Below are 17,684 nucleotides of genomic sequence, written 5' to 3'. Positions count from 1 at the left end.
AACCCTCAAGAAGGTTGATTCGTTTCAGTTTCTTCTTCTGCCATATCCGCATCAGAGAAAGTTGTTTCTTCGTGTAGATCATCCAGTTCTTCCGCCTCCTGCAATCCTGCAATAAGCGCTTCCGCCTTTCCATTGTTTTGTACGCTCTGCTTTGCAATGGCCTTCTTTTTCAGAGCGAGTTCTTCCCGCTGTACAGTTTCTCCGATCAGGTCTTGCAGCTTTTCCGCCGCCTTCACATTCCCGGCGAGTGCCTCGTCGTACAGCGATTGTACCACACTCATAGCGGCGTTTTCGTTTTCCTTGAAAAAAGCCTTTGCCGCCTGTTTCAGGCTACTGTACGCCCGTCTGGACGCTCCTGAAGCGATCCCACCTTTTTTGCCAAGTTCTCTCGCTTCGTTCTGGCTTCGTTTGTTCATCGGTATCAGGTTTTCTTCATTTGCCAACGTCCTCCCTCCGTTTTTCAGGTATAAAAAAAGCGGGTCAGCTTTCACTGATCCGCTCATACTATTTCATAATACTATTTTACCACAGTCAAGGTGTAATGTCAAGTACTTTTCATCAATTTTTTCAAAGCCTTTCTGTGTAAGTACATCGACTGATCCTTGTTTCGGATACAGAGCGCCTTGTTGATCTGATTCCATGATTCCGCTTTCACATATCTGCGCCAGATCATCAATCCAAGTTTTTCAGGCAGTTTTCGTGTGATTTCTTTTCGAATCACAGATTTTTTCTCTGTCCATAAAGTCAGTGCCTCTTTCAGCTGGATCTCCAGATCATCCAGCTTTTCCGCATGCCGTTGCGCTTCCGGAACAGGTTCGCCGCGGCTGCGGGGCTCACTATCATAGCATACGGATCCAATAACACCAGCACTCGCACGAATTTTTGCAATATCATAGGAAAGCTTGTTGATGCGGATCCGTGCATTTCTGCACTGGATAAGTTCGTCTTTTGTCATTCCATCACACCCCAAAAGCAACACCGGCCTCTTTCCTGCACTGCAAGATCAGCTCTTTAAAATCAACCTTACCAATCGCGAGCGCAGCATAATACGGTGACAGCAAATCACGCTCAATAGACTTTATACGACACAGGTATTTTTCATCACCCGTTTCCGCATATTGCTTTAACGCTGATCTGTAGCTGTCCATCTGCAGTTTCAGCACAAGTCTTGCGATCTCCACATACGCTTCATCGCATCCACGATTGAAAGCCGTATCTTCCGGTCTGTCCGCTTCGTACTCCGGACATTCCAGCACATGCCATGTTTCCATGCGATAACTTTCACTTCGTTGATTTTTTACACTATTTTCCGCAGTCCATCCTTTTACTGGCTCAAGGCGCACAGACCAGCTGCAACCGCATATGTATTTCCCGTTTACCATTTTCGGAACGGCGTTTCTGCACGTCCAGCACAGTGTTGGTGTTTTTACTTCTTTGTCCATTTCTTGTCCTCCAAATCAACATCAATCTCCAGTTTGTCCAAGTCGATGTGATACAAATCACGCATCCTTGCGATTGCATCATCCGCTGTCGGGTCTTTTCCCATAATTTTTGGCATGTGCAGTATATCGCAGACAGCGTAATAAAACCGTGTCAGACGCCCTCTGCGCCATCCAAACGCCATTTCAAGCGCCATCATGCATATTGCTATGCCTTGCAATACGCCGTCTCTGAGAGCGCTCAGAGCGATTTTACGCTGCATCTCTTCATACGACTTCACGGATATCGGAACCGTGTAGCGATCACGTCTTGCTTTCATTTGCACACCACCTCCGAAACATCAATCTTTCCGCTCATCAAATCAGGAAGCATAGCATCTCTTAATTCAGCCATGTATTGATTTTCCATTGTGTTCAGAAGATCAATTTGATTTTTCCACACAGAAAAAAATTGTATGAAAATGCCTGGAATAGCGTCTCTGCTGTTGCACTTGAAGCAGAAATCATTTTTATTCTTTGTGAATTGGATATAGTCATCTTTTTCTATGTGTATTCCAATCTGTTCAAGAGTAGCTGACGAATTCTCAGATTGCTTTTTTGCTTTTTTGAACAAATCAACGTCTAATCCTAATTGCTTTGCAATCGTTTCATTTATCACAAGTTTGCACGAATTCCGCATCCTGCAAATATAATTGATATTATCTGCTATTTCGTTCAGTTCTCTGTGTCTGATTTCCTGTTCCGGAAATTCGATGTATCTTGATGGTGATATGTTATAATTTTCTTTCTGGATGTCCTGTGCAGAACGTACAGCAAAAAATCCAGATTTATCTTTTCTGTTGCTTATCGTATCGACAATTTCAGACACATTTTTTGATGTGAAAATGTTAAATTGCTTTTTGTAAACTCTGTTTGTGTGGCTTGCACCACCAAATTGTCCTCTTTGTTCACGGCATTCTGTTTCATGCACATTTCTGCAATCCATAAAATAAAATTCCCCTGGATGCTTTTTGTGCTTGTCGATTACCATGATACACGTTGAGATTGTTGTTGACTCAAACATATTATCTGGCATCATTGCCACTGTTTCGAGCCAATCACAATTCACAAGATATTCCCGGACTATTTGCTCCTGTTTTGACGACATTGCACCACAAGGCATAATCATAACAGCACGATCTGATTTTTCCAGACATCTAAATGCAAATGCATAATTCGCATTACTGGCTGGAGGAATTACAGGAAAACAGTCGCATGCGCACAGAGGGAGTGGAGGATCCCATTTAATATTATAAGGCGGGTTGCTTACAGATACATCGCATTTTATTTCTGGTACATAATCCACTATTTCACAAGTGCTATATTTTACACCATTCGAAAGCTTATAGCATACATTCTTTGATCCTGTAAGCACATTTCCGTTAACAACGTATCCTGATAAATTGCGCATACATAAATTCGTCAGCAAAAATGGGATGACACGTTCGTCAAGCTCTTCTACGTATACTTCATTTTTTGCGGATTCAATCGTTAATGCGCCGCTACCTCCGCAGCAGTCATATACAGTTTCGTAGTCACCAGCAATTGCAGAAACAAGTTTACATAAGCTTTTTGGCGTATAATATTGCTTTTTTTCTTCGCGGTCTGATTCGTAGTATTGCCACAACGATTGTAGCATGTCCTTTTCTTCCGACTGCATAGATGATATTTTATCAAAAATTGCAATATCATTATACAATACTGCATGTAACAGCGCATCGGAAATTTCCGATGTATCAGATACACCTAACGTATCAAAAATTTTTTGTTTGAAATCTAAAAGTTCGCTCATCTACACACCACCTCCGCAGTACGCCAGCCAATCCAGAGCATAAACGCAGCCAAAGCGATGAGCATGGCGATGTATTTACGCATCCGGCATCACCTCGTTCCAACAGCTTACGCAATCAACTCCTGATTCGCAATGTTCTTCAAACAGTTTAGAATAACCGTATACAGAACAAGCGGTTGGTTCAGGCAATCCGTCACGGATTTTCGGTGCATTCGGAAATTTCTCAAAAAAATCCTGCGCATACGTTTTATTATGATGTTTATCCATAGAAACGTGATCAGAATCATGTGTACCCGTATGCCGATCTATAATCTCTCTTGCAGCTTCTTCAATCTCACGGTATTCTGAATAATCCGTAGTTTTGAAGTCGATTTCAAAACTTCCAGGTTCTGCATATGTAATAAATTCAGCCATTTTCTACACCTCCAAACGGTTCCGGCAATGGCATCCAAGCAGATACATCTTCAGCAAGATCCCATCCGCTATCCAGATAAAAACCATCGCCATCACAAAGGAATTCATCCACATATACATAACCGATGTTTGTGCAAATCAATATTCTTTCGCACTCTTCTGGAAGTTTCCCTGTAAGACGACCATCTTCATCAAATTCAAATGGAATCCAGTGCTCTTGCTTGTCTGCCCTAGCGGTTTCCAATTCTGCGAGCACCATTCGGATTGCCTGTGCCTGTTCATATTCGAGTCTGTATGATGGCGTAGGCTCGCCAGTCATCGGGTCAAATTCCAGCAGTTCCGCACACCCTATCGTCAGCTGAATTGCTTCTTCAATTGTCATGTCATTCACCTCCGAAAAATGCACACATCGCTTCGCCAAAATCAATTAAGCACCGCTTAAACAATTCGGTTTTGAACGACCGCATAGTACGGTCATCCATAGCACCTTTTTCTCGCAGTTCCATGAGTTGTTCATTTGTCAGCATTGACCATAAAAGTTCTAACGTTTCATCGCTCATTTTCATTCACCTCCATCCATCCGTGCGCCGCAGTGCGGGCAAAATGGCGGCTTGCAATCTTTATTGCTCTTACCGCACAATGTACACCACGTTTTTTTGTCGTGTTCAATCCACAGCCCATGCTTCACCAGCTGAACGTCTGATTCAACAACGTCAAAATACTCCTTTAGCCATTCTTGAACAAAATCAAAATTGTATGATCCGAATCCTGTATGCCACATATTATCTGAAACATCATAGTAGATGATTTCATAATATAGTTCTTCTGAAACTTTTCTGGCAGTTATAATAGGATTTATTGCTTTAATTCGCTCCATTTTCTTTACCTCCATCCATCTTTGCTCCACAGTTTGGCAAATCCATCCGTGCCCCACATTGTGGGCAAAATGCGCTTTTGTTATCTGCATGCAATCTACATTCAGAGCAAAAAACGCCAAGATTGTTTTTCTTCTTAGGAATTTTCCCTGGGTATTTATCTTCCCATGTTAACCACCATCCATGATTCACCGGCTCGGCTTCGATTGTTGGCAAATTCTCAGCATATTCAAGCACTGATTCTATGCCTAAAACAAAATCTTCGTTTCCGTGCTCTTTGTCATAGTGATTTATCCTTATCGGGTATTTCATCAGTTCATCTGCATCAATCAGTCTCATTTTCGCACCTCCGGTTCCAGGCCTTAATCGCTCCTCGTTTTGTCAGCCTTGCTTCGTCAAAATGCACCGGAGTTTTACCACAGTTTGAGCAGAAACAAACAAAATACTGCTTATGATCTCCGACCATTCTGATTACAGCTTTCCCTCCGCAAAACGGACACGGATTCAATTCAATTTTTTGTTCCATCGTTTCTACACCTCCGGTACTGCCACCCACACACCGTCTTTCACATAATACTCTCCAGTTTCTGCATTTTTTACATACTGGAAAAGCTCTGTTACAAATACACGAGTGTCAAAAATCGTGATTGCAAAATGCCCGACACCATATTCAGTGTTGCATGTGATTTTCTCCACGCCTCCTAAAGTGTAAGGCTCCGGATTTCTGGTTGATTCAAAAAATTCGTCTGGATATCTTAGCAATTCAAGCGTCATTGTTTTTGCATTATGTTCCATTGTACTTTACCACTTCCTTCCTCTCTTCTGCGCAGGGATCCTCTCACGGATTCTCTGCACCCTTGCTGGGTTCGGCATGTACTCTGGATTCTCAGCCGCTTCTCGTGCCCTCTGAGCGATTCTTCTGTCCATGTACATGCGATACACGATATACGCCGCACACGCGCTGTGGCAATCCTCAGCGCGTTTCTGGAATCCTTTGCACGGTGCGTCTATTTTATGCATCGTTCTTCTCCAACCGTTCCAACTCCCGATCCAGCTTAAAATCAATGGACTTGTCCACCAATTCCACACCAAGATACCCACGCATCTGTTCCATCATGATAAGCAGATCACCGGTTTCTTCTCTCATGTTATCCCACCGTTTGTTATCCTGCGGAAACCGTTTCAGCTTCTGCGCCGCAAGGATAAATTCAGACGCCTCTTCAATTGCCTGTTCCAACTGGCGGTTAAACGTTCTCTCGCTCATGATCTTCCATAGCTTTCTGTTCTGCGCACTGTTCACGCTGTATCAGCTCCTTTTTTTCGTAGTACTTTTGACTAAGCTTTAACGCACATGCAAAGCACCGTCTTTTTCTTTCCATCGGCTTATTTTTTCCGCAGTATACACAAAGCCCTGCAGCGATACGCTTTTCCCTGCGTATCTTTCCCTTTTCGCAGCGTTCTTCCTTGTGTTTGTTGTATGATTTCCTTCCTTTCTCTCTCTTTGCCTCTTTCCGGCAATCTTCGGAGCAGTATTTCCGACCATGTATTGATTCAAATGCGCTGCCGCATATTTTGCAATGCTCTTCCATGTTGTCACCTCACGTTCTCAAAGAATTCCACGTCGCCGTCCTTGCAAAAAATCCACTGAAACAGTTTTCGCTTGATAATGTACTCCGGCAGCTTCTTTGTTGCTTTGCTCTTGACGTCCTCCACAACAATCACGCCGCCCTGCCAGTACTTAAAATCCGCAATATACTTAATCTCACGCTCCATTCGCTTACCACGGCTTGTACGATATGTATGCGACGGCAGCAGTGTAAAATTAGGCTGCACCATCAAATCACGGATTTCACCGGATTTCTCCATCTCGTGGAGCTCGTTGCACCGCATCGCCTCTTTCTTGCTGTCATGTAGCTTGTCACAGTAATTGCAAGCGGTTTTTTTTGCATTAAACTTCGACTTCTTCATCTAGTTCCACCGCCAATCCGCACAGCTGCTCGTACAGTTTTTTGCATTTCGGGCATCCGTCCTTTTTGTAGTAATCGCCGCTTTTCTGCACTTCACGTAGTATCTTCATGTCATGCTCACCGACACGGTTCACCAATTCAAAATTGGCATATGTAGACCGTGCGATCTGCTTTTCCTGTTCTGCCTGATCCTTGCTGATCTTGTCCATGCGATACATGGCGTAGATATACCGCATACACAGGAAATAATACACCTCCGGCATATGCAATCCTGTTGGCATATCCTGATTCTTGTATGCAGCATTGTCCAGCTGCTTCAGCTTTTCTGCATTGTCCATTTGTACTTTCCTCGCTTTCCTGGCATAGTCCGCAAACATACCCTTTGCTTCAGAATGGAGGTTCTTCGTCTGTCTCTGCAAACTGTTCCTCCCATCCATAGTGCTTGTATTCCGCACGCTGATTTTTCAGCCGCTTGGATTCCTTTTCGAAATACAGCGGAATGAAGCAGTCCTGTACACCGGTATCTCTGGATTTGCATATTTCCACTACATTGTCCGCTTCCAGCAGTTTCTGAGGCGTTTTCTTGTTGAAAAATTCTCCAATTTTGGTTTTGAAGTCCATGCCAACCCGGTGTATAATCAGCGCATTGTCCACACGGTTCACAATGTCATTGCTGCCTGAAATGTCCTCCAATCGCAAAAAACCTTGATTTTTTCGAGGATGCGCTACAAACAGCACATGTACATTGCATTTCTTCGCAAAATTTTCAAGCCATGACACAAACATGCTCTGCTGGTCAAATTTATCGTTTCCAAGCTTCGTGATATTCATCGCCATGAGATTGTCAATGATAATCAGATCAACCTTGTGCTCCACAGTGCACTGATTCAAAAGCTTATATACCATTTTGAACTCGTTGCCGTATTCATTGTTGTAGATGTACACCTTTTCATCCAGCCACTTGGATACCACAGGTTCTGTCTCACGGTCCACACAAAAGAAATTATCATATCGTGTTCCGTGGATGTGATTTTTCCCTGCAGCCTGTAAGATCAGCCAGTCATATGCCTTTTTGTTTGTCAATTCCCCGGAGAATAACGCCGTGCGGTATCCCTGTTGGGCTGCTTCAATGGTCAGCTGGGAAATGATGCTGGATTTCCCTGCGGCTCTGAGACCGCTCAGAACGGTCACAAAACCTTTTCTCAGCCCTTTCAGTCTGTTGTCAATCTCCGTGATTCCTGTGCGGATGAATTCCTCCGGCGGCGTTTCCATAAGCCGTATCTGCTCCGTGGTGTAGAATACAGGCTTTCCGTCAATCTCAACAGCTTCCGGCTCTTCCGATTTCTCCACGGTGTAATTGGGGTTGCTGTAATTTGGAATAACTACCGGCTTATCATCGTACTGTGCTTTCTGGTCGTAGGCATCCGGCTCAAATTTGAGCCGAAGTTCACGCCAGTGATGATCTGCACAGGAATTGTGGAAGCAGTGAAAGCAGATTTTTCCGTCAGACGTTTGAATAATTGCCGCATCCTTTCCTTTGTGCTCCGGATTGAACGGGCATTCTTTCAGCACCCACTTAGTACCGCCGCCCCATTGCAGCCGTTCTTTTACAGGAAGATTATGCTGTACAATCCAGTCCTCTAGATGAAATCCATTCGGGTTGTAGCTGTTGTACCGCTGTGGCTTTTCCGGTTCCTGTGGAAGGATGCCTGCAAGCTTTCGCAGTAAAGAGATATCATTGACTTCCACGTTGTCAGGTACTCTGTACAATCGGCTCATACGGTGCGGTCTGTCAGATGTATCTGCGCCCTTGCAAGCTTTCGTACCGTACAGTTTGCAGATTCTGGAAGGATTGAATGTGGTAGTGTCAACGTCAATGACATTGTCCGAAAAAAGCATGTCAAGTGCTTTCAGCGCATTCTCCACATCCTTGGCCGTTTCCTTTGTGGCTTTGATCTGTACACGGTACAGCAGATGCACACCGTTTCCGCTTTCCGCAATGACAGGTGCAGACCATCCTTGACTGCGCATATATCGGTATATCTCATTCGCCTTTTGCTTTGCTGCGTTGAGCTCCGCATCGCTGGAAGAGATGCCGCTTGCACGCTTCGGGTCAAGGTCGATCATAAACCACTCGTATCCTGCAATATTGTTGTCCGATGTGGTTTCTGTCGGTTTTTCTATGAGCCTGTCATGCTGCTTTCTGGCATAGCAGTCATGATGGACTGCCTGCAGAGTCAGATATGTATTGACATTTGTCTTGTCCTCATATTTCCGGAGCTGCTGTATGAGCGTTTCTGCATCGGTAAAATATCCGCTTGCATTCCATCTGCCAGAGATCATGCGGACTTCGAATAGTTCACCGTCCGGGTGCAGCACCGCAACCGCTTTCCGTATCTCCGCTTCGTCTATGTTTGCCACTTCTCATCCTCCTTTTCCGTTTGTTCTGCTTCTGCCAGATACGCCGCATCCAGATAATCCAGATATCCGCTGTTGAAGAACGTGCTTCCATGCTGCCATTGCTGCCATTCCGGCTTATCTGCCTTGTATCGTTCCAGTGCCCGGTGCATTTCTTCATAGCCGATCTTGTTCATAGCTTCCATGGATTTCCTGGAAACTCTTGCCCTGCCTTTTTTGTTCGGGTACTCATTCCACAGCTGATCAAAAAATGCGCATGCGCAATATTCTTGTTTTATATCTTGTTTTGTATCTTGTTTTTCTTGTAGGAACTGTGATTCACTAGCACTAGGGAACTGTAGTTCACTACTACTAGGGAACTCTGGTTCACTAGGGAACTCTGGTTCACTAGGGAACTCTGGTTCACTATTAACACCCCACGAATCATAATCTTTATTGAAATGAATCACATTTGCTAAGTGTTTACCCTTATTTTCGGATATAGAAATTACATTTTTGTCAGACAGCGACTTTAAGCAATTACACACATGTCTCCTAGAAATATTTGTTGATTTCGCAATAAAGGAATAAGATAGCTCCGCCTCTTTTCTATTGTGGAATCCGTATATAAATCTTAGAATCACAAGCAAGACTGACAATTCACCGCCTTTGATTTCTGAATAGATATGTTCCAGCAACTCATTCGCAATCGCCGTATACCCGTTTTCTTTCTGCGGACTAGACACGCTATCACCCCATTTTTCGGGTTCGTTTTCGGTAGGACTGTTCGCTCATTCCTAAGTAAGATCGAATCTCTCTGTCGCTTTTCCCGGCGGATAACAGCTGACGAATGGCGATATTCTGATATTTCGATATCATATCCTGCGCCAAAAGCTTGTAATTTACATCGCTTACATTGCAAATGATATCCTGATTTTTGCAGCTATTGATAATCAGGAACGAATAGCACGCTTCTATGTTCCTACAAACCTCTTCACCGATTCGGTTAATTATGCTGTATCCAGCATTCAATACATTGATTCTCTGCGGTCTGAAAGACTCCTGATAGAAATACAGAACGGATTTTGCGAGAAATTCTTTGCAGTCATCGTATTGTATCACGCCGATTTTATTGTGCATCTTTTGGTATGATTTCAGAACAGTATGCATGGAATTGTGGCATGTGCCGCACAGCGTCACGAGCGCATCATGTCTGCACAGATCATTATCATCATAGAATCTGTGGTGCACCTGCAAATCGCTTTTTCTTCCACAGATTCTGCACCGGAATCCATCTCGTGCAATGACTTCTAATCTTGTTTCTCTCCATTCTGGTGACTGCAAAAACACATCATGATACCATGTTGCATCCATCAGAACGGTACCTCCTCATCGCTCAGAACTTCCTCAAAATCATCCGTTCCGCCTACTGGAATAGCTGACGGTGCATCTTTCGGCTTGTTCCGTGCCGGTCTGTCCTTCGGAATCTTGAAATTACCGCTTCGGATGTCCTGCACCGGAAGAAGATGATCACACGCCGTATACCATCCGGATTTTCCGTCGATGTACCACTCTGCATTGCAGAATACTGCGCCAACAAGCTTGCCCTTGAGTACGTCAATATCCCACTCCGAAGACGGGTCGATATTGCAGTTATTGGACTTGTTAAACGCCTCGATCTGGCTCTTGAAAAATCCAAGCTGGCGGTGGTACTTGTCCATGTCATCTTGGTTATTGCTCTTCGGCTTCGGAATAGTCAGGCGGTATGTACCTTTCCACTTCTTGTACTCTTCCAGCATGCAGTCAAACTGCTTCTTAAAAAACCCTTTCTTCTCTCCCTCTGCGATGTCAAACGCCATGACGATCACTGCTCCCCAGTCATAGGATTCCAATCGCACCTGGTTGATTTTCAGCACATAGCCACCAACTGGCAATCGCTCTGTTACCGCATTAAAATTGGTTTCATGTGCTTCTGCATAGCCGCTGATTCCTGTTACCTTTGCCATTTTGTTTTTCTCCTTTACAATTCGTAATATTCCCGTATTGCAGTGTCCACTGCTTTCAGGTCGTTATCAATTTCTTCATGTTCAAACATTTCTTCTGGTGATTTTGTAATATCCGTTCCGTCTGTTACAGTGCGAAAATAGTGCCGTCCGCTGTCAGACACGCACCGAAGGCAAACAGTAACCATGCCTTCTATGCACACTGTGCTTTCCAACATTTTTCCAATTGTTTTCAGCTTTACTTCTCCGTTGTCATTAGATTCCTCGTGCATCAGGATGTATACAATAACATCATCCGGGAGTTTTTCTTTGATAAAATGTACCATATACCAAAAACTGTCCCCAATTTCATTGTATAAATCAAATACCTGACGTCCTGTTCTTCCTGCGGAGTGACCACGCATAAACATATTTGTCAGCAGGTATCCAGCATCGTCAATGACCGCTGTTTTCATTGGCATCTTTTGCAGCTGTTCAAGTATCGTTTTATAGTTGTCGCTCCGAGCAATATACTTAAATTTTTTGCGGAAGGGAAGAGACTTTCGTTCTACATTCACCAGAAGTATTTCATCTTCCGCAAAATTTTTAAGACTACGGCTCTTCCCGCTTCCAGATTTCCCATAAATTAAAACTGGTTCTCCCATTATGGCTTCACCTCCCGGAACTCCAGTTCACAAAAAAACGGTCTGTGTTTTGCATCGTCTGCCATACTGCGGCGATACAAATAGCAGTAGCCTCCGTTGTTCGCACGCCATGGACAGAATGTGCAATTGTCAATGACTGCACCGGAATCTGCTACAGCAAAGGATGCAGATACTTCGCAGCTTGCTATAACGTACTTTCTGAATCCGTTCATCCCAAAAAATCCTCCATTCCAAACCATTTCAGGCGTTTTTCCAGGCAGTTTTCACAGATATATGCAGGCTCTTTCTGGTACGGCGCTCTGCACAGCATCTCACCGGATGCAAAATCGATCTCTTTTCCGCAGGCGTCGCACACAACAGCCTTTCTCGGTACTGTCTTCGGATGATTCTGGCAGCTTGTCCCTCTGCATCCAAGTTCCGGCGGACAGCCCACGCAGTTGTCTGTGTACTCAATGATTGTTTTGACTGCCATCAGTCCCGCACCTCCCCATAGATCCGGCGGTAGCATACGGCGCAGTATGCCATGCCATATCCGATATGGTCAGCGGATGCGCCACATTTGCGGCAGCGGTGGATGTTGTTTGTTATTCTGTAGCGCATGCCTGTTTCTCCTCCATCATCACTTCTGTTCTGTATAGATTGTACAGGTAATCCAGCACCTCAAACTTGTTTTCCTGCTCCATATCCATGTCGTTCACGATGCTGCAAATGGCAGCCTTTAATCTTTCACTTTTTTTCATACTTGACATTCCTTTCCGATTATGCTATGATAATCACGTACTTTTTTATTTTTCTTACTCATCCCCGTTCCCGGTTGCCGCCGGTGCGGGGTTCTTTTTTACGCACAACGCCTCCTGATCATCTTCATGTACTCCTGCCGCTTCTCCTCAACATCCGCACGCATGATGGTTCTTTTCAGTTTCTCTGCCCAGTGCCGCAGCCATTCCAGCGGCGTGTATCCAACAGCCTTGCATTTTGGCGCAGGGATGCTTTCCTTCTGCTTTGGAAGAGCGCCGCCATATATCACTTCTTTAAGTGTCCCGACTACCTCCGGCACACTGTCGCAGTATTCCATAATGTCATAGCTGGATTCCCAGATCATCATGTTTCATTCCTCCACTCCAAAATGAATTTTGACCGTTTGTAAATAAGAAAGATATTCACGCTCATATATGGTGCCGCTGCGTTCTTGCTTCACTCGTTCTTCGAACTCCTGGAGATTTTTGCCGTAGAAGCAACCGCTATTGACGGCAATTCCATCGTCCCTCGTTCGGAAAAAAGTTGTTCCATGCCCCTCGGATCCAAGCCCGAAAGAATAGAGGATATCTCTTACGTTTTTGATATTAGCATCGCCGCACACCTTGGCATCGCCGTACACCCTGGCATCGCCGTACACCATGGCATCGCCGTACACCCAAGCTTCCCCATTTTGGCTTAGATTTGTTTTCTTTTCTATGTATCCGCCAAAGTCTCCTGCTGCCACATCACTAAAATTTATCAAGGCTTTTATCCGGTATAGCTTTCTTCCGTTGTGTATAATGCTTTCGTTTGTTAATTCAAACTTCTTCATGATTCCCATCCATATTCAATTCTCGCAGTATTCTGCATTTTTCCAATTCCGTGCACTGATCATCCGTCGAAATCTCGTGCCGGATTGCCGCTGGCGTCCATCCATCATTCAGCATCTGGCATACTCTCTGCCGTAGCTTCCTGCTCCTGAGCGGTGGACTTCCGCCTTGCTTTGCCACGTGCATTGGTGTCACCTCTCTTCTCGTACATGTTATCAAATTCTCTGCACGTGTACATCCTGCTCCGTTCCGGGCATCTCCTGTACTTTGTGCAGGATTTACACGTTAATATTTTCACGCCGCATTCCCTCTTCGATTTCCTCTTTATGCGCCTTCATGAATTCAATCAGGAATCGTAGCGCAGATTCAGGAAGGCATCCGTTTTCTTCTTGAATAACCGTTACCGGCGGCAGTTCTTTCTTTTTACCCAATTTGTACACCTCCAACAAACTTATTGACGAAATAAACCTGACCTTTACCCGTGACTTTCGGCGTTTTGTTTACCGTAACATGTCCGTCCGAGTGCGTGACGGATGTCTCCTTGATCTCAAACAAGCCCATATCCATAGACCGCTGTGTCGGCATGTTGTAGTCCGTGCCTTTCCGGTTGATCAAGAATCCATTCTCACGCATCCAGGAAAACAACCGATTCTGCCCTGTATCCACACCGTTCTGCTTGATGATCTTCGCAAGCTCGCCCACAAGAATCGACGTTGTGGAAACGCTCACGGAATCCGCAAAGATCACCTTTGGCTTGTCGATTTCCGCTTGCTGTTCCAGAGCGGCACGCTTTTTTCTCTCGTCTTTCAGCTGCTCTGCAAGCTTGATTAAAAAGTCCGGGCTTGTCAGTGCCTGTTCCAGCGTGCTTTCTGTCATGTATGCGCCGTGTTTGCGGATGGACGGCAGAACCTCACTTGTCACCCATTTCCGGAACGGCTTTGCCTGCGGCTTGTCCGACCGGAGAATCACGTTGTATAAGCCGGATTCGTTTACAACGTATGTATTCTGGTTTCTACCTAACGAATCGATGATGGACGTTTGGCGTACCTCATCTTCGTCAAGCCGTTCTGCAATCTTTGTTCCTCTTGCTATTTCCAGAACCTTGCACACATCGGATAGCACCCACCACGGCTCACCATCCTTTTCAATTGTTCTCACATCGTGGCTTTCATACTGCCACAGTTTGACTTCATTCATAATTTCACTCCTTTTCCTTTGTCTTCGAAAATTTTTCAGCGGCAGCTACGATGGATGCCTGATAAAGCACCCTATCTGTCTGCTCTTCGCTGAGTCCTCCCATGAGTTCGATCAGTGTAGCAAGCTTCACGGTGTCCGCATGAAATACGTTGCACACTTCCCATAAATTCATGCTCATGTCCAGTGTCGTTGTCATGTATATCACCTCTTTTCTGTGAGTAGTAGGCGGAGCGCCCGGGAGTTGCACCCGGCTGATACTCGTTGCTCCATGTGCGGCGGTGTACCATCCCGCCGCAGATAAAAAAATAGGAGGTGTCCCTTGGACAATATGATTATGTTGGTGGGCTGTACCGGATTGGCTACCGGATGCCGTCTTGCGTTCTTCTCAGCCCATGTGCGGCGGAGCGTGTCCGCCGCTTGGAAAGGAATTTCCCATGAAGTTCGGAGTTGACCAGACCCCGTGGGCTGGATGCGCTCCAGCTGGCGGCGGTTTTATTCTCGTTAAAACCTATCATAAACACGCCCATAATTGTTCTGCTTTGGGATCAGGTGGATTCTTCTAGTCCACTAAACACGCAGCCATCGCACGTGGTTTTTAAGTCAGTCAACGCCGATATTTTTACGTCCTCGGCTCACAGACAACTGACAGGCTTGGAGAGCAGCAGATTCGCTCTGTTGCTCAGTTGCGTCATTACAATTCTACAACTTTAAAATATTTTCGTATTTCTTCTTTGTCATGGCAACAATCACCACCTGGATATCTATATATTCCAAGATAGTCTCCGTTAAATAATGGCTGAAAATCTACAAGTGTAGCAGGATATCCACCATTTCCTATAATCCTTTTTGGATAACCATCTTTCCTCATTTTATCTACTGTCATTTTTCATACCTCCAAAGTCTCATTTTCCCCTAAGGCGGAGACAAGTTTCATCTGTGATTTACACACATGTGTTAATCACTGTAATTATTATACACCCATTCGGGTAATATGTCAATACTTTTTATCGTAAAAATATACCCAAATGTATAAGCCACAATTTGTGTAATATATACAAATGGGTATATATTGCGTTTTGCATATTGACACGTTTACCCGATTGTGTTATAATGATAATATACGAAAGGAGGTGAATATAATGGAAATGAAAGAACGTCTTGCACATTTCCGTGAAGAGAAAGGATTTAACAAGAAGGAAGTTGCTGATGGCGCTAAGATACCATATACAACATATATCAAGTATGAATATGGGGAGCGTGAAATAGGAATATCTGCACTTCAAAAACTCGCCGACTTCTACGGCGTCACAACCGACTACCTGCTCGGGCGCCAAGAGCCAGACAATCAGGACCCGATCGACATCATAGCAAAAAAATACAGGCTTACAAGCGCCCAGAGAGGAATCGTTGCCGCTTATCTTTACATGGATGAGGATGATAGAGAAAACCTGCTGAACATAGTCAAGCGGCTTGCAGAAGGCGCAAAAACGCCGGAAGAAAAGATGGTTGTTTCCAGACTATTCCGAAAGCACATGAACAAAGCTTCTGCCGGTTACGGATACGACCTGGATAACGAGCGTATCTGGGAAACAATCCGCATTAAGGATGTACCAGAAGCGGATGAATCTGATTTTATCGTTGAAGTAGATGGTGACTCTATGGAGCCGAACTATCACGATGGTGATCTTGTATTCATAAAGCTTTCTCCGGAAGTTCCGATTGGAAGTGTCGGACTGTTCCGAAAAGGCGGATGCGGATACATCAAACGCTGCGGAGAAGATCACCTGATATCAGATAACCCGGATTATGATGATATCTACCCGGACGATGGCGGCGATAATATTGAGTGCATTGGTCTTGTGCTAGGTATCGCAGATAAAATCGAATAGTTTTGTCATGCAATCACACAAAAAGCCCACGGTGAATAACATCCGTGGGCTTTATTTTTTCGACATGTTTCGACAGTTAAATTACAATTTGGATACAATTCTAATGTTTTTATTGAATCTTGGTATAAACTGTGGTATAATCATCATATAAAAATATATTTTAGGAGGTACACAATGATTGACTTTAACAACAAATCAATTGTAAAAATGAAGAAGGTTGCTGACAACGCTTTTTTCGGTATGATTCAGCCGATTATGGTAGACGGCGAGACAATCATCGGCACTTACCAGAGTATGCGTGACGGCGTGGTTTTCACCAACATGCGCATCATCGCCATCAATGTACAGGGTGTTACCGGAAAGAAGAAGGACTTCACATCCATCCCATACAGCAAGATTCAGGTATTTTCCACAGAAACATCCGGTGTATTCGACTTGGATTCAGAACTTGAGATCTGGCTAAGCGGCGTCGGGAAAGTGAAGTTTGAATTTACCGGATCTTCCGATATCTGCGCCATCTGCAAGGTGATCGGTACCTACGCACTCAAGTAAAAACCAGAGATATTCATATCAAGCAAAAAGCGTCCACGGTTTTCACTGTGGGCGCTTATTCACAATTATTTTACATTTAGATTTTCACATTCCATATTGACAATACGTATTGCGTATGGTATAATAATATTGTACTCAGGGATATGAGTACAATACCGGGGCAAGCGGATATGGAAAGGAGGTTCAAATGGAAAACATGACAGATAAACAGATGGAAGTGATCCTGAATCTTGTGGCTGACAAGTCTGCAGCTTGCAAGGATATGGACGAAGTCAGAAAAGCTGTCCAGGAAGTCAGAGACATGGCAAAAAAAGATAAGCCCACCGAATAATCGATAGGCTCACCAGAACAAAACACGAAAGAGCGGTTCTTGCCACCGCTTTTTTGTGCTATCTAATTATATCACACTTTCCCCGGTTTGGCAAGATAAATTTTTTAGGAGGTGCTGTATGACGCCGCAAAAAAAGTACGACTTAGCAAACACAAAAACATACACGATTAAGGTCGTAAAGACAACAGAAAAAGATATCATGGATAAGCTTGACAGTGTACCGAATAAAGCTGGGTACATAAAGTCACTGATACGCAAGGATATCGAGGAAAACGGTTGAAAAGGGGTGTTTACATTATGAACGCAGTCATTTACGCACGCTATTCCAGCGACCGCCAGACAGAGCAGTCCATCGATGGTCAGCTCCGGGAGTGCAAAGAGTTTGCAGCATCTGAGGGTATAACGATTGTCGGCGAGTACATCGACCGTGCCATCAGTGGCACAACAGATCACCGCCCTGACTTCCAGCGGATGATCGATGACAGCAAATACGGCGAATTTGATGCAGTCATCGTGTACAAGCTTGACAGATTCGCACGTAACCGCTACGACAGCGCCGTATATAAGTCAAAGCTAA

The 17,684-nt window shown here is 44.5% G+C and carries 37 protein-coding genes and 1 pseudogene; 6 read left to right on the top strand and 32 right to left on the bottom strand.

Going from position 1 to position 17,684, the window contains the following annotated elements:
- Positions 1-5 precede the first annotated feature (5 nt).
- From Q0418_RS00775 to Q0418_RS00635, 31 genes and pseudogenes are all read right to left on the bottom strand, one after another.
- Positions 6-443: a hypothetical protein gene (locus Q0418_RS00775; protein ID WP_298481636.1), complete on the bottom strand. Its 438-nt coding sequence runs from the start codon at positions 441-443 to the stop codon at positions 6-8.
- Between the two features lie 101 nt (positions 444-544).
- Entirely contained in the window at positions 545-955 is a 411-nt protein-coding gene (locus Q0418_RS00770; RefSeq protein ID WP_298481635.1) for a hypothetical protein, read from the bottom strand.
- Between the two features lie 4 nt (positions 956-959).
- On the bottom strand, positions 960-1,442 hold the full coding sequence (locus Q0418_RS00765) for a hypothetical protein (RefSeq protein ID WP_298481634.1): 483 nt from the start codon (positions 1,440-1,442) through the stop codon (positions 960-962).
- Positions 1,427-1,759, bottom strand: coding sequence for a hypothetical protein (locus tag Q0418_RS00760; RefSeq protein ID WP_298481633.1), 333 nt, complete (start codon positions 1,757-1,759; stop codon positions 1,427-1,429). The genes Q0418_RS00765 and Q0418_RS00760 overlap by 16 nt, the downstream gene beginning before the upstream one ends.
- A complete protein-coding gene (locus Q0418_RS00755; protein WP_298481632.1) occupies positions 1,756-3,270 on the bottom strand; it encodes an N-6 DNA methylase in 1,515 nt (504 codons plus the stop codon). The genes Q0418_RS00760 and Q0418_RS00755 overlap by 4 nt, the downstream gene beginning before the upstream one ends.
- Positions 3,271-3,345: 75 nt before the next feature.
- The gene (locus Q0418_RS00750; RefSeq protein WP_298481631.1) at positions 3,346-3,684 is read right to left on the bottom strand and encodes a hypothetical protein; all 339 of its coding nucleotides are present in this window, start codon (positions 3,682-3,684) and stop codon (positions 3,346-3,348) included.
- Positions 3,677-4,066: a hypothetical protein gene (locus Q0418_RS00745; protein ID WP_298481630.1), complete on the bottom strand. Its 390-nt coding sequence runs from the start codon at positions 4,064-4,066 to the stop codon at positions 3,677-3,679. The genes Q0418_RS00750 and Q0418_RS00745 overlap by 8 nt, the downstream gene beginning before the upstream one ends.
- Position 4,067: 1 nt before the next feature.
- Complete coding sequence (locus tag Q0418_RS00740; protein ID WP_298481629.1) at positions 4,068-4,244, bottom strand: hypothetical protein; 177 nt, start codon at positions 4,242-4,244, stop codon at positions 4,068-4,070.
- 2 nt (positions 4,245-4,246) lie between these two features.
- Entirely contained in the window at positions 4,247-4,561 is a 315-nt protein-coding gene (locus tag Q0418_RS00735) for a hypothetical protein (protein WP_298481628.1), read from the bottom strand.
- The gene (locus Q0418_RS00730) at positions 4,548-4,898 is read right to left on the bottom strand and encodes a zinc ribbon domain-containing protein (RefSeq protein ID WP_298481627.1); all 351 of its coding nucleotides are present in this window, start codon (positions 4,896-4,898) and stop codon (positions 4,548-4,550) included. The genes Q0418_RS00735 and Q0418_RS00730 overlap by 14 nt, the downstream gene beginning before the upstream one ends.
- A complete protein-coding gene (locus Q0418_RS10990; RefSeq protein WP_367276203.1) occupies positions 4,885-5,085 on the bottom strand; it encodes a Lar family restriction alleviation protein in 201 nt (66 codons plus the stop codon). Before Q0418_RS10990 ends, Q0418_RS00730 begins: the two co-directional genes overlap by 14 nt.
- 5 nt (positions 5,086-5,090) lie before the next feature.
- On the bottom strand, positions 5,091-5,354 hold the full coding sequence (locus Q0418_RS00725; protein ID WP_298481626.1) for a hypothetical protein: 264 nt from the start codon (positions 5,352-5,354) through the stop codon (positions 5,091-5,093).
- 217 nt (positions 5,355-5,571) lie between these two features.
- Complete coding sequence (locus Q0418_RS00720; RefSeq protein WP_298481625.1) at positions 5,572-5,859, bottom strand: hypothetical protein; 288 nt, start codon at positions 5,857-5,859, stop codon at positions 5,572-5,574.
- Positions 5,860-5,901: 42 nt separating this feature from the next.
- Positions 5,902-6,156: a hypothetical protein gene (locus Q0418_RS00715; RefSeq protein ID WP_298481624.1), complete on the bottom strand. Its 255-nt coding sequence runs from the start codon at positions 6,154-6,156 to the stop codon at positions 5,902-5,904.
- Positions 6,153-6,527, bottom strand: coding sequence for a DUF1064 domain-containing protein (locus Q0418_RS00710; protein ID WP_298481623.1), 375 nt, complete (start codon positions 6,525-6,527; stop codon positions 6,153-6,155). The genes Q0418_RS00715 and Q0418_RS00710 overlap by 4 nt, the downstream gene beginning before the upstream one ends.
- Positions 6,508-6,864, bottom strand: coding sequence for a hypothetical protein (locus Q0418_RS00705; protein ID WP_298481622.1), 357 nt, complete (start codon positions 6,862-6,864; stop codon positions 6,508-6,510). Before Q0418_RS00705 ends, Q0418_RS00710 begins: the two co-directional genes overlap by 20 nt.
- Positions 6,865-6,913: 49 nt before the next feature.
- Positions 6,914-8,947, bottom strand: a complete 2,034-nt coding sequence (locus tag Q0418_RS00700) for an AAA family ATPase (protein WP_298481621.1) — start codon at positions 8,945-8,947, stop codon at positions 6,914-6,916.
- A complete protein-coding gene (locus Q0418_RS00695; RefSeq protein WP_298481620.1) occupies positions 8,935-9,129 on the bottom strand; it encodes a hypothetical protein in 195 nt (64 codons plus the stop codon). The genes Q0418_RS00700 and Q0418_RS00695 overlap by 13 nt, the downstream gene beginning before the upstream one ends.
- 243 nt (positions 9,130-9,372) lie before the next feature.
- Positions 9,373-9,669: pseudogene (locus Q0418_RS10985) on the bottom strand (replication protein); the annotation flags it as partial.
- 4 nt (positions 9,670-9,673) lie between these two features.
- Positions 9,674-10,297: a hypothetical protein gene (locus Q0418_RS00690; protein WP_298481619.1), complete on the bottom strand. Its 624-nt coding sequence runs from the start codon at positions 10,295-10,297 to the stop codon at positions 9,674-9,676.
- Complete coding sequence (locus tag Q0418_RS00685) at positions 10,297-10,929, bottom strand: hypothetical protein (protein WP_298481618.1); 633 nt, start codon at positions 10,927-10,929, stop codon at positions 10,297-10,299. Before Q0418_RS00685 ends, Q0418_RS00690 begins: the two co-directional genes overlap by 1 nt.
- Positions 10,930-10,943: 14 nt before the next feature.
- Positions 10,944-11,570 (bottom strand): AAA family ATPase, encoded by a 627-nt coding sequence (locus Q0418_RS00680; protein ID WP_298481617.1) that lies wholly within the window; start codon positions 11,568-11,570, stop codon positions 10,944-10,946.
- Positions 11,570-11,782, bottom strand: coding sequence for a hypothetical protein (locus Q0418_RS00675; protein WP_298481616.1), 213 nt, complete (start codon positions 11,780-11,782; stop codon positions 11,570-11,572). Before Q0418_RS00675 ends, Q0418_RS00680 begins: the two co-directional genes overlap by 1 nt.
- Entirely contained in the window at positions 11,779-12,042 is a 264-nt protein-coding gene (locus tag Q0418_RS00670; RefSeq protein ID WP_298481615.1) for a hypothetical protein, read from the bottom strand. The genes Q0418_RS00675 and Q0418_RS00670 overlap by 4 nt, the downstream gene beginning before the upstream one ends.
- The gene (locus Q0418_RS00665) at positions 12,042-12,170 is read right to left on the bottom strand and encodes a hypothetical protein (protein ID WP_298481614.1); all 129 of its coding nucleotides are present in this window, start codon (positions 12,168-12,170) and stop codon (positions 12,042-12,044) included. The genes Q0418_RS00670 and Q0418_RS00665 overlap by 1 nt, the downstream gene beginning before the upstream one ends.
- Entirely contained in the window at positions 12,155-12,310 is a 156-nt protein-coding gene (locus Q0418_RS00660) for a hypothetical protein (RefSeq protein ID WP_298481613.1), read from the bottom strand. The genes Q0418_RS00665 and Q0418_RS00660 overlap by 16 nt, the downstream gene beginning before the upstream one ends.
- 98 nt (positions 12,311-12,408) lie before the next feature.
- The gene (locus Q0418_RS00655) at positions 12,409-12,675 is read right to left on the bottom strand and encodes a hypothetical protein (protein ID WP_298481612.1); all 267 of its coding nucleotides are present in this window, start codon (positions 12,673-12,675) and stop codon (positions 12,409-12,411) included.
- Between the two features lie 3 nt (positions 12,676-12,678).
- Positions 12,679-13,140 (bottom strand): hypothetical protein, encoded by a 462-nt coding sequence (locus Q0418_RS00650; protein WP_298481611.1) that lies wholly within the window; start codon positions 13,138-13,140, stop codon positions 12,679-12,681.
- 276 nt (positions 13,141-13,416) lie between these two features.
- A complete protein-coding gene (locus Q0418_RS00645) occupies positions 13,417-13,569 on the bottom strand; it encodes a hypothetical protein (protein ID WP_298481610.1) in 153 nt (50 codons plus the stop codon).
- Positions 13,562-14,335 (bottom strand): phage antirepressor KilAC domain-containing protein, encoded by a 774-nt coding sequence (locus Q0418_RS00640; RefSeq protein ID WP_298481609.1) that lies wholly within the window; start codon positions 14,333-14,335, stop codon positions 13,562-13,564. The genes Q0418_RS00645 and Q0418_RS00640 overlap by 8 nt, the downstream gene beginning before the upstream one ends.
- A gap of 4 nt (positions 14,336-14,339) precedes the next feature.
- The gene (locus Q0418_RS00635; protein WP_298481608.1) at positions 14,340-14,531 is read right to left on the bottom strand and encodes a hypothetical protein; all 192 of its coding nucleotides are present in this window, start codon (positions 14,529-14,531) and stop codon (positions 14,340-14,342) included.
- Positions 14,532-14,654: 123 nt separating this feature from the next.
- On the opposite strand from Q0418_RS00635, the gene Q0418_RS00630 reads away from it, so the two are divergent.
- Positions 14,655-14,786, top strand: a complete 132-nt coding sequence (locus Q0418_RS00630; protein ID WP_298481607.1) for a hypothetical protein — start codon at positions 14,655-14,657, stop codon at positions 14,784-14,786.
- Between the two features lie 240 nt (positions 14,787-15,026).
- Here the strand turns inward: Q0418_RS00630 and Q0418_RS00625 are convergent, their stop codons facing one another.
- Positions 15,027-15,218 carry a hypothetical protein gene (locus Q0418_RS00625; protein ID WP_298481606.1) on the bottom strand — a complete coding sequence of 64 codons (192 nt, stop codon included), beginning with the start codon at positions 15,216-15,218 and terminating at the stop codon, positions 15,027-15,029.
- Between the two features lie 256 nt (positions 15,219-15,474).
- Here Q0418_RS00625 and Q0418_RS00620 point away from each other — a divergent pair, with 256 nt between their 5' ends.
- The 5 genes from Q0418_RS00620 to Q0418_RS00600 form a co-directional block, all read left to right on the top strand.
- A complete protein-coding gene (locus Q0418_RS00620; RefSeq protein WP_298481605.1) occupies positions 15,475-16,224 on the top strand; it encodes a LexA family transcriptional regulator in 750 nt (249 codons plus the stop codon).
- A 174-nt stretch (positions 16,225-16,398) separates the two neighbouring features.
- A complete protein-coding gene (locus Q0418_RS00615) occupies positions 16,399-16,776 on the top strand; it encodes a PH domain-containing protein (RefSeq protein WP_298481604.1) in 378 nt (125 codons plus the stop codon).
- A 187-nt stretch (positions 16,777-16,963) separates the two neighbouring features.
- Positions 16,964-17,107 (top strand): hypothetical protein, encoded by a 144-nt coding sequence (locus Q0418_RS00610; protein ID WP_298481603.1) that lies wholly within the window; start codon positions 16,964-16,966, stop codon positions 17,105-17,107.
- Positions 17,108-17,225: 118 nt separating this feature from the next.
- The gene (locus tag Q0418_RS00605) at positions 17,226-17,387 is read left to right on the top strand and encodes a hypothetical protein (protein WP_298481602.1); all 162 of its coding nucleotides are present in this window, start codon (positions 17,226-17,228) and stop codon (positions 17,385-17,387) included.
- 17 nt (positions 17,388-17,404) lie between these two features.
- Positions 17,405-17,684 (top strand): recombinase family protein (locus tag Q0418_RS00600; RefSeq protein ID WP_298481601.1); only part of this gene is annotated, 280 nt, incomplete at its 3' end.

The sequence above is a fragment of the uncultured Ruminococcus sp. genome, assembly GCF_937915125.1.
Classification (GTDB): Bacteria; Bacillota; Clostridia; order Oscillospirales; family Ruminococcaceae; genus Ruminococcus_C.
This window is presented reverse-complemented; position numbering and strand designations above follow the sequence as displayed.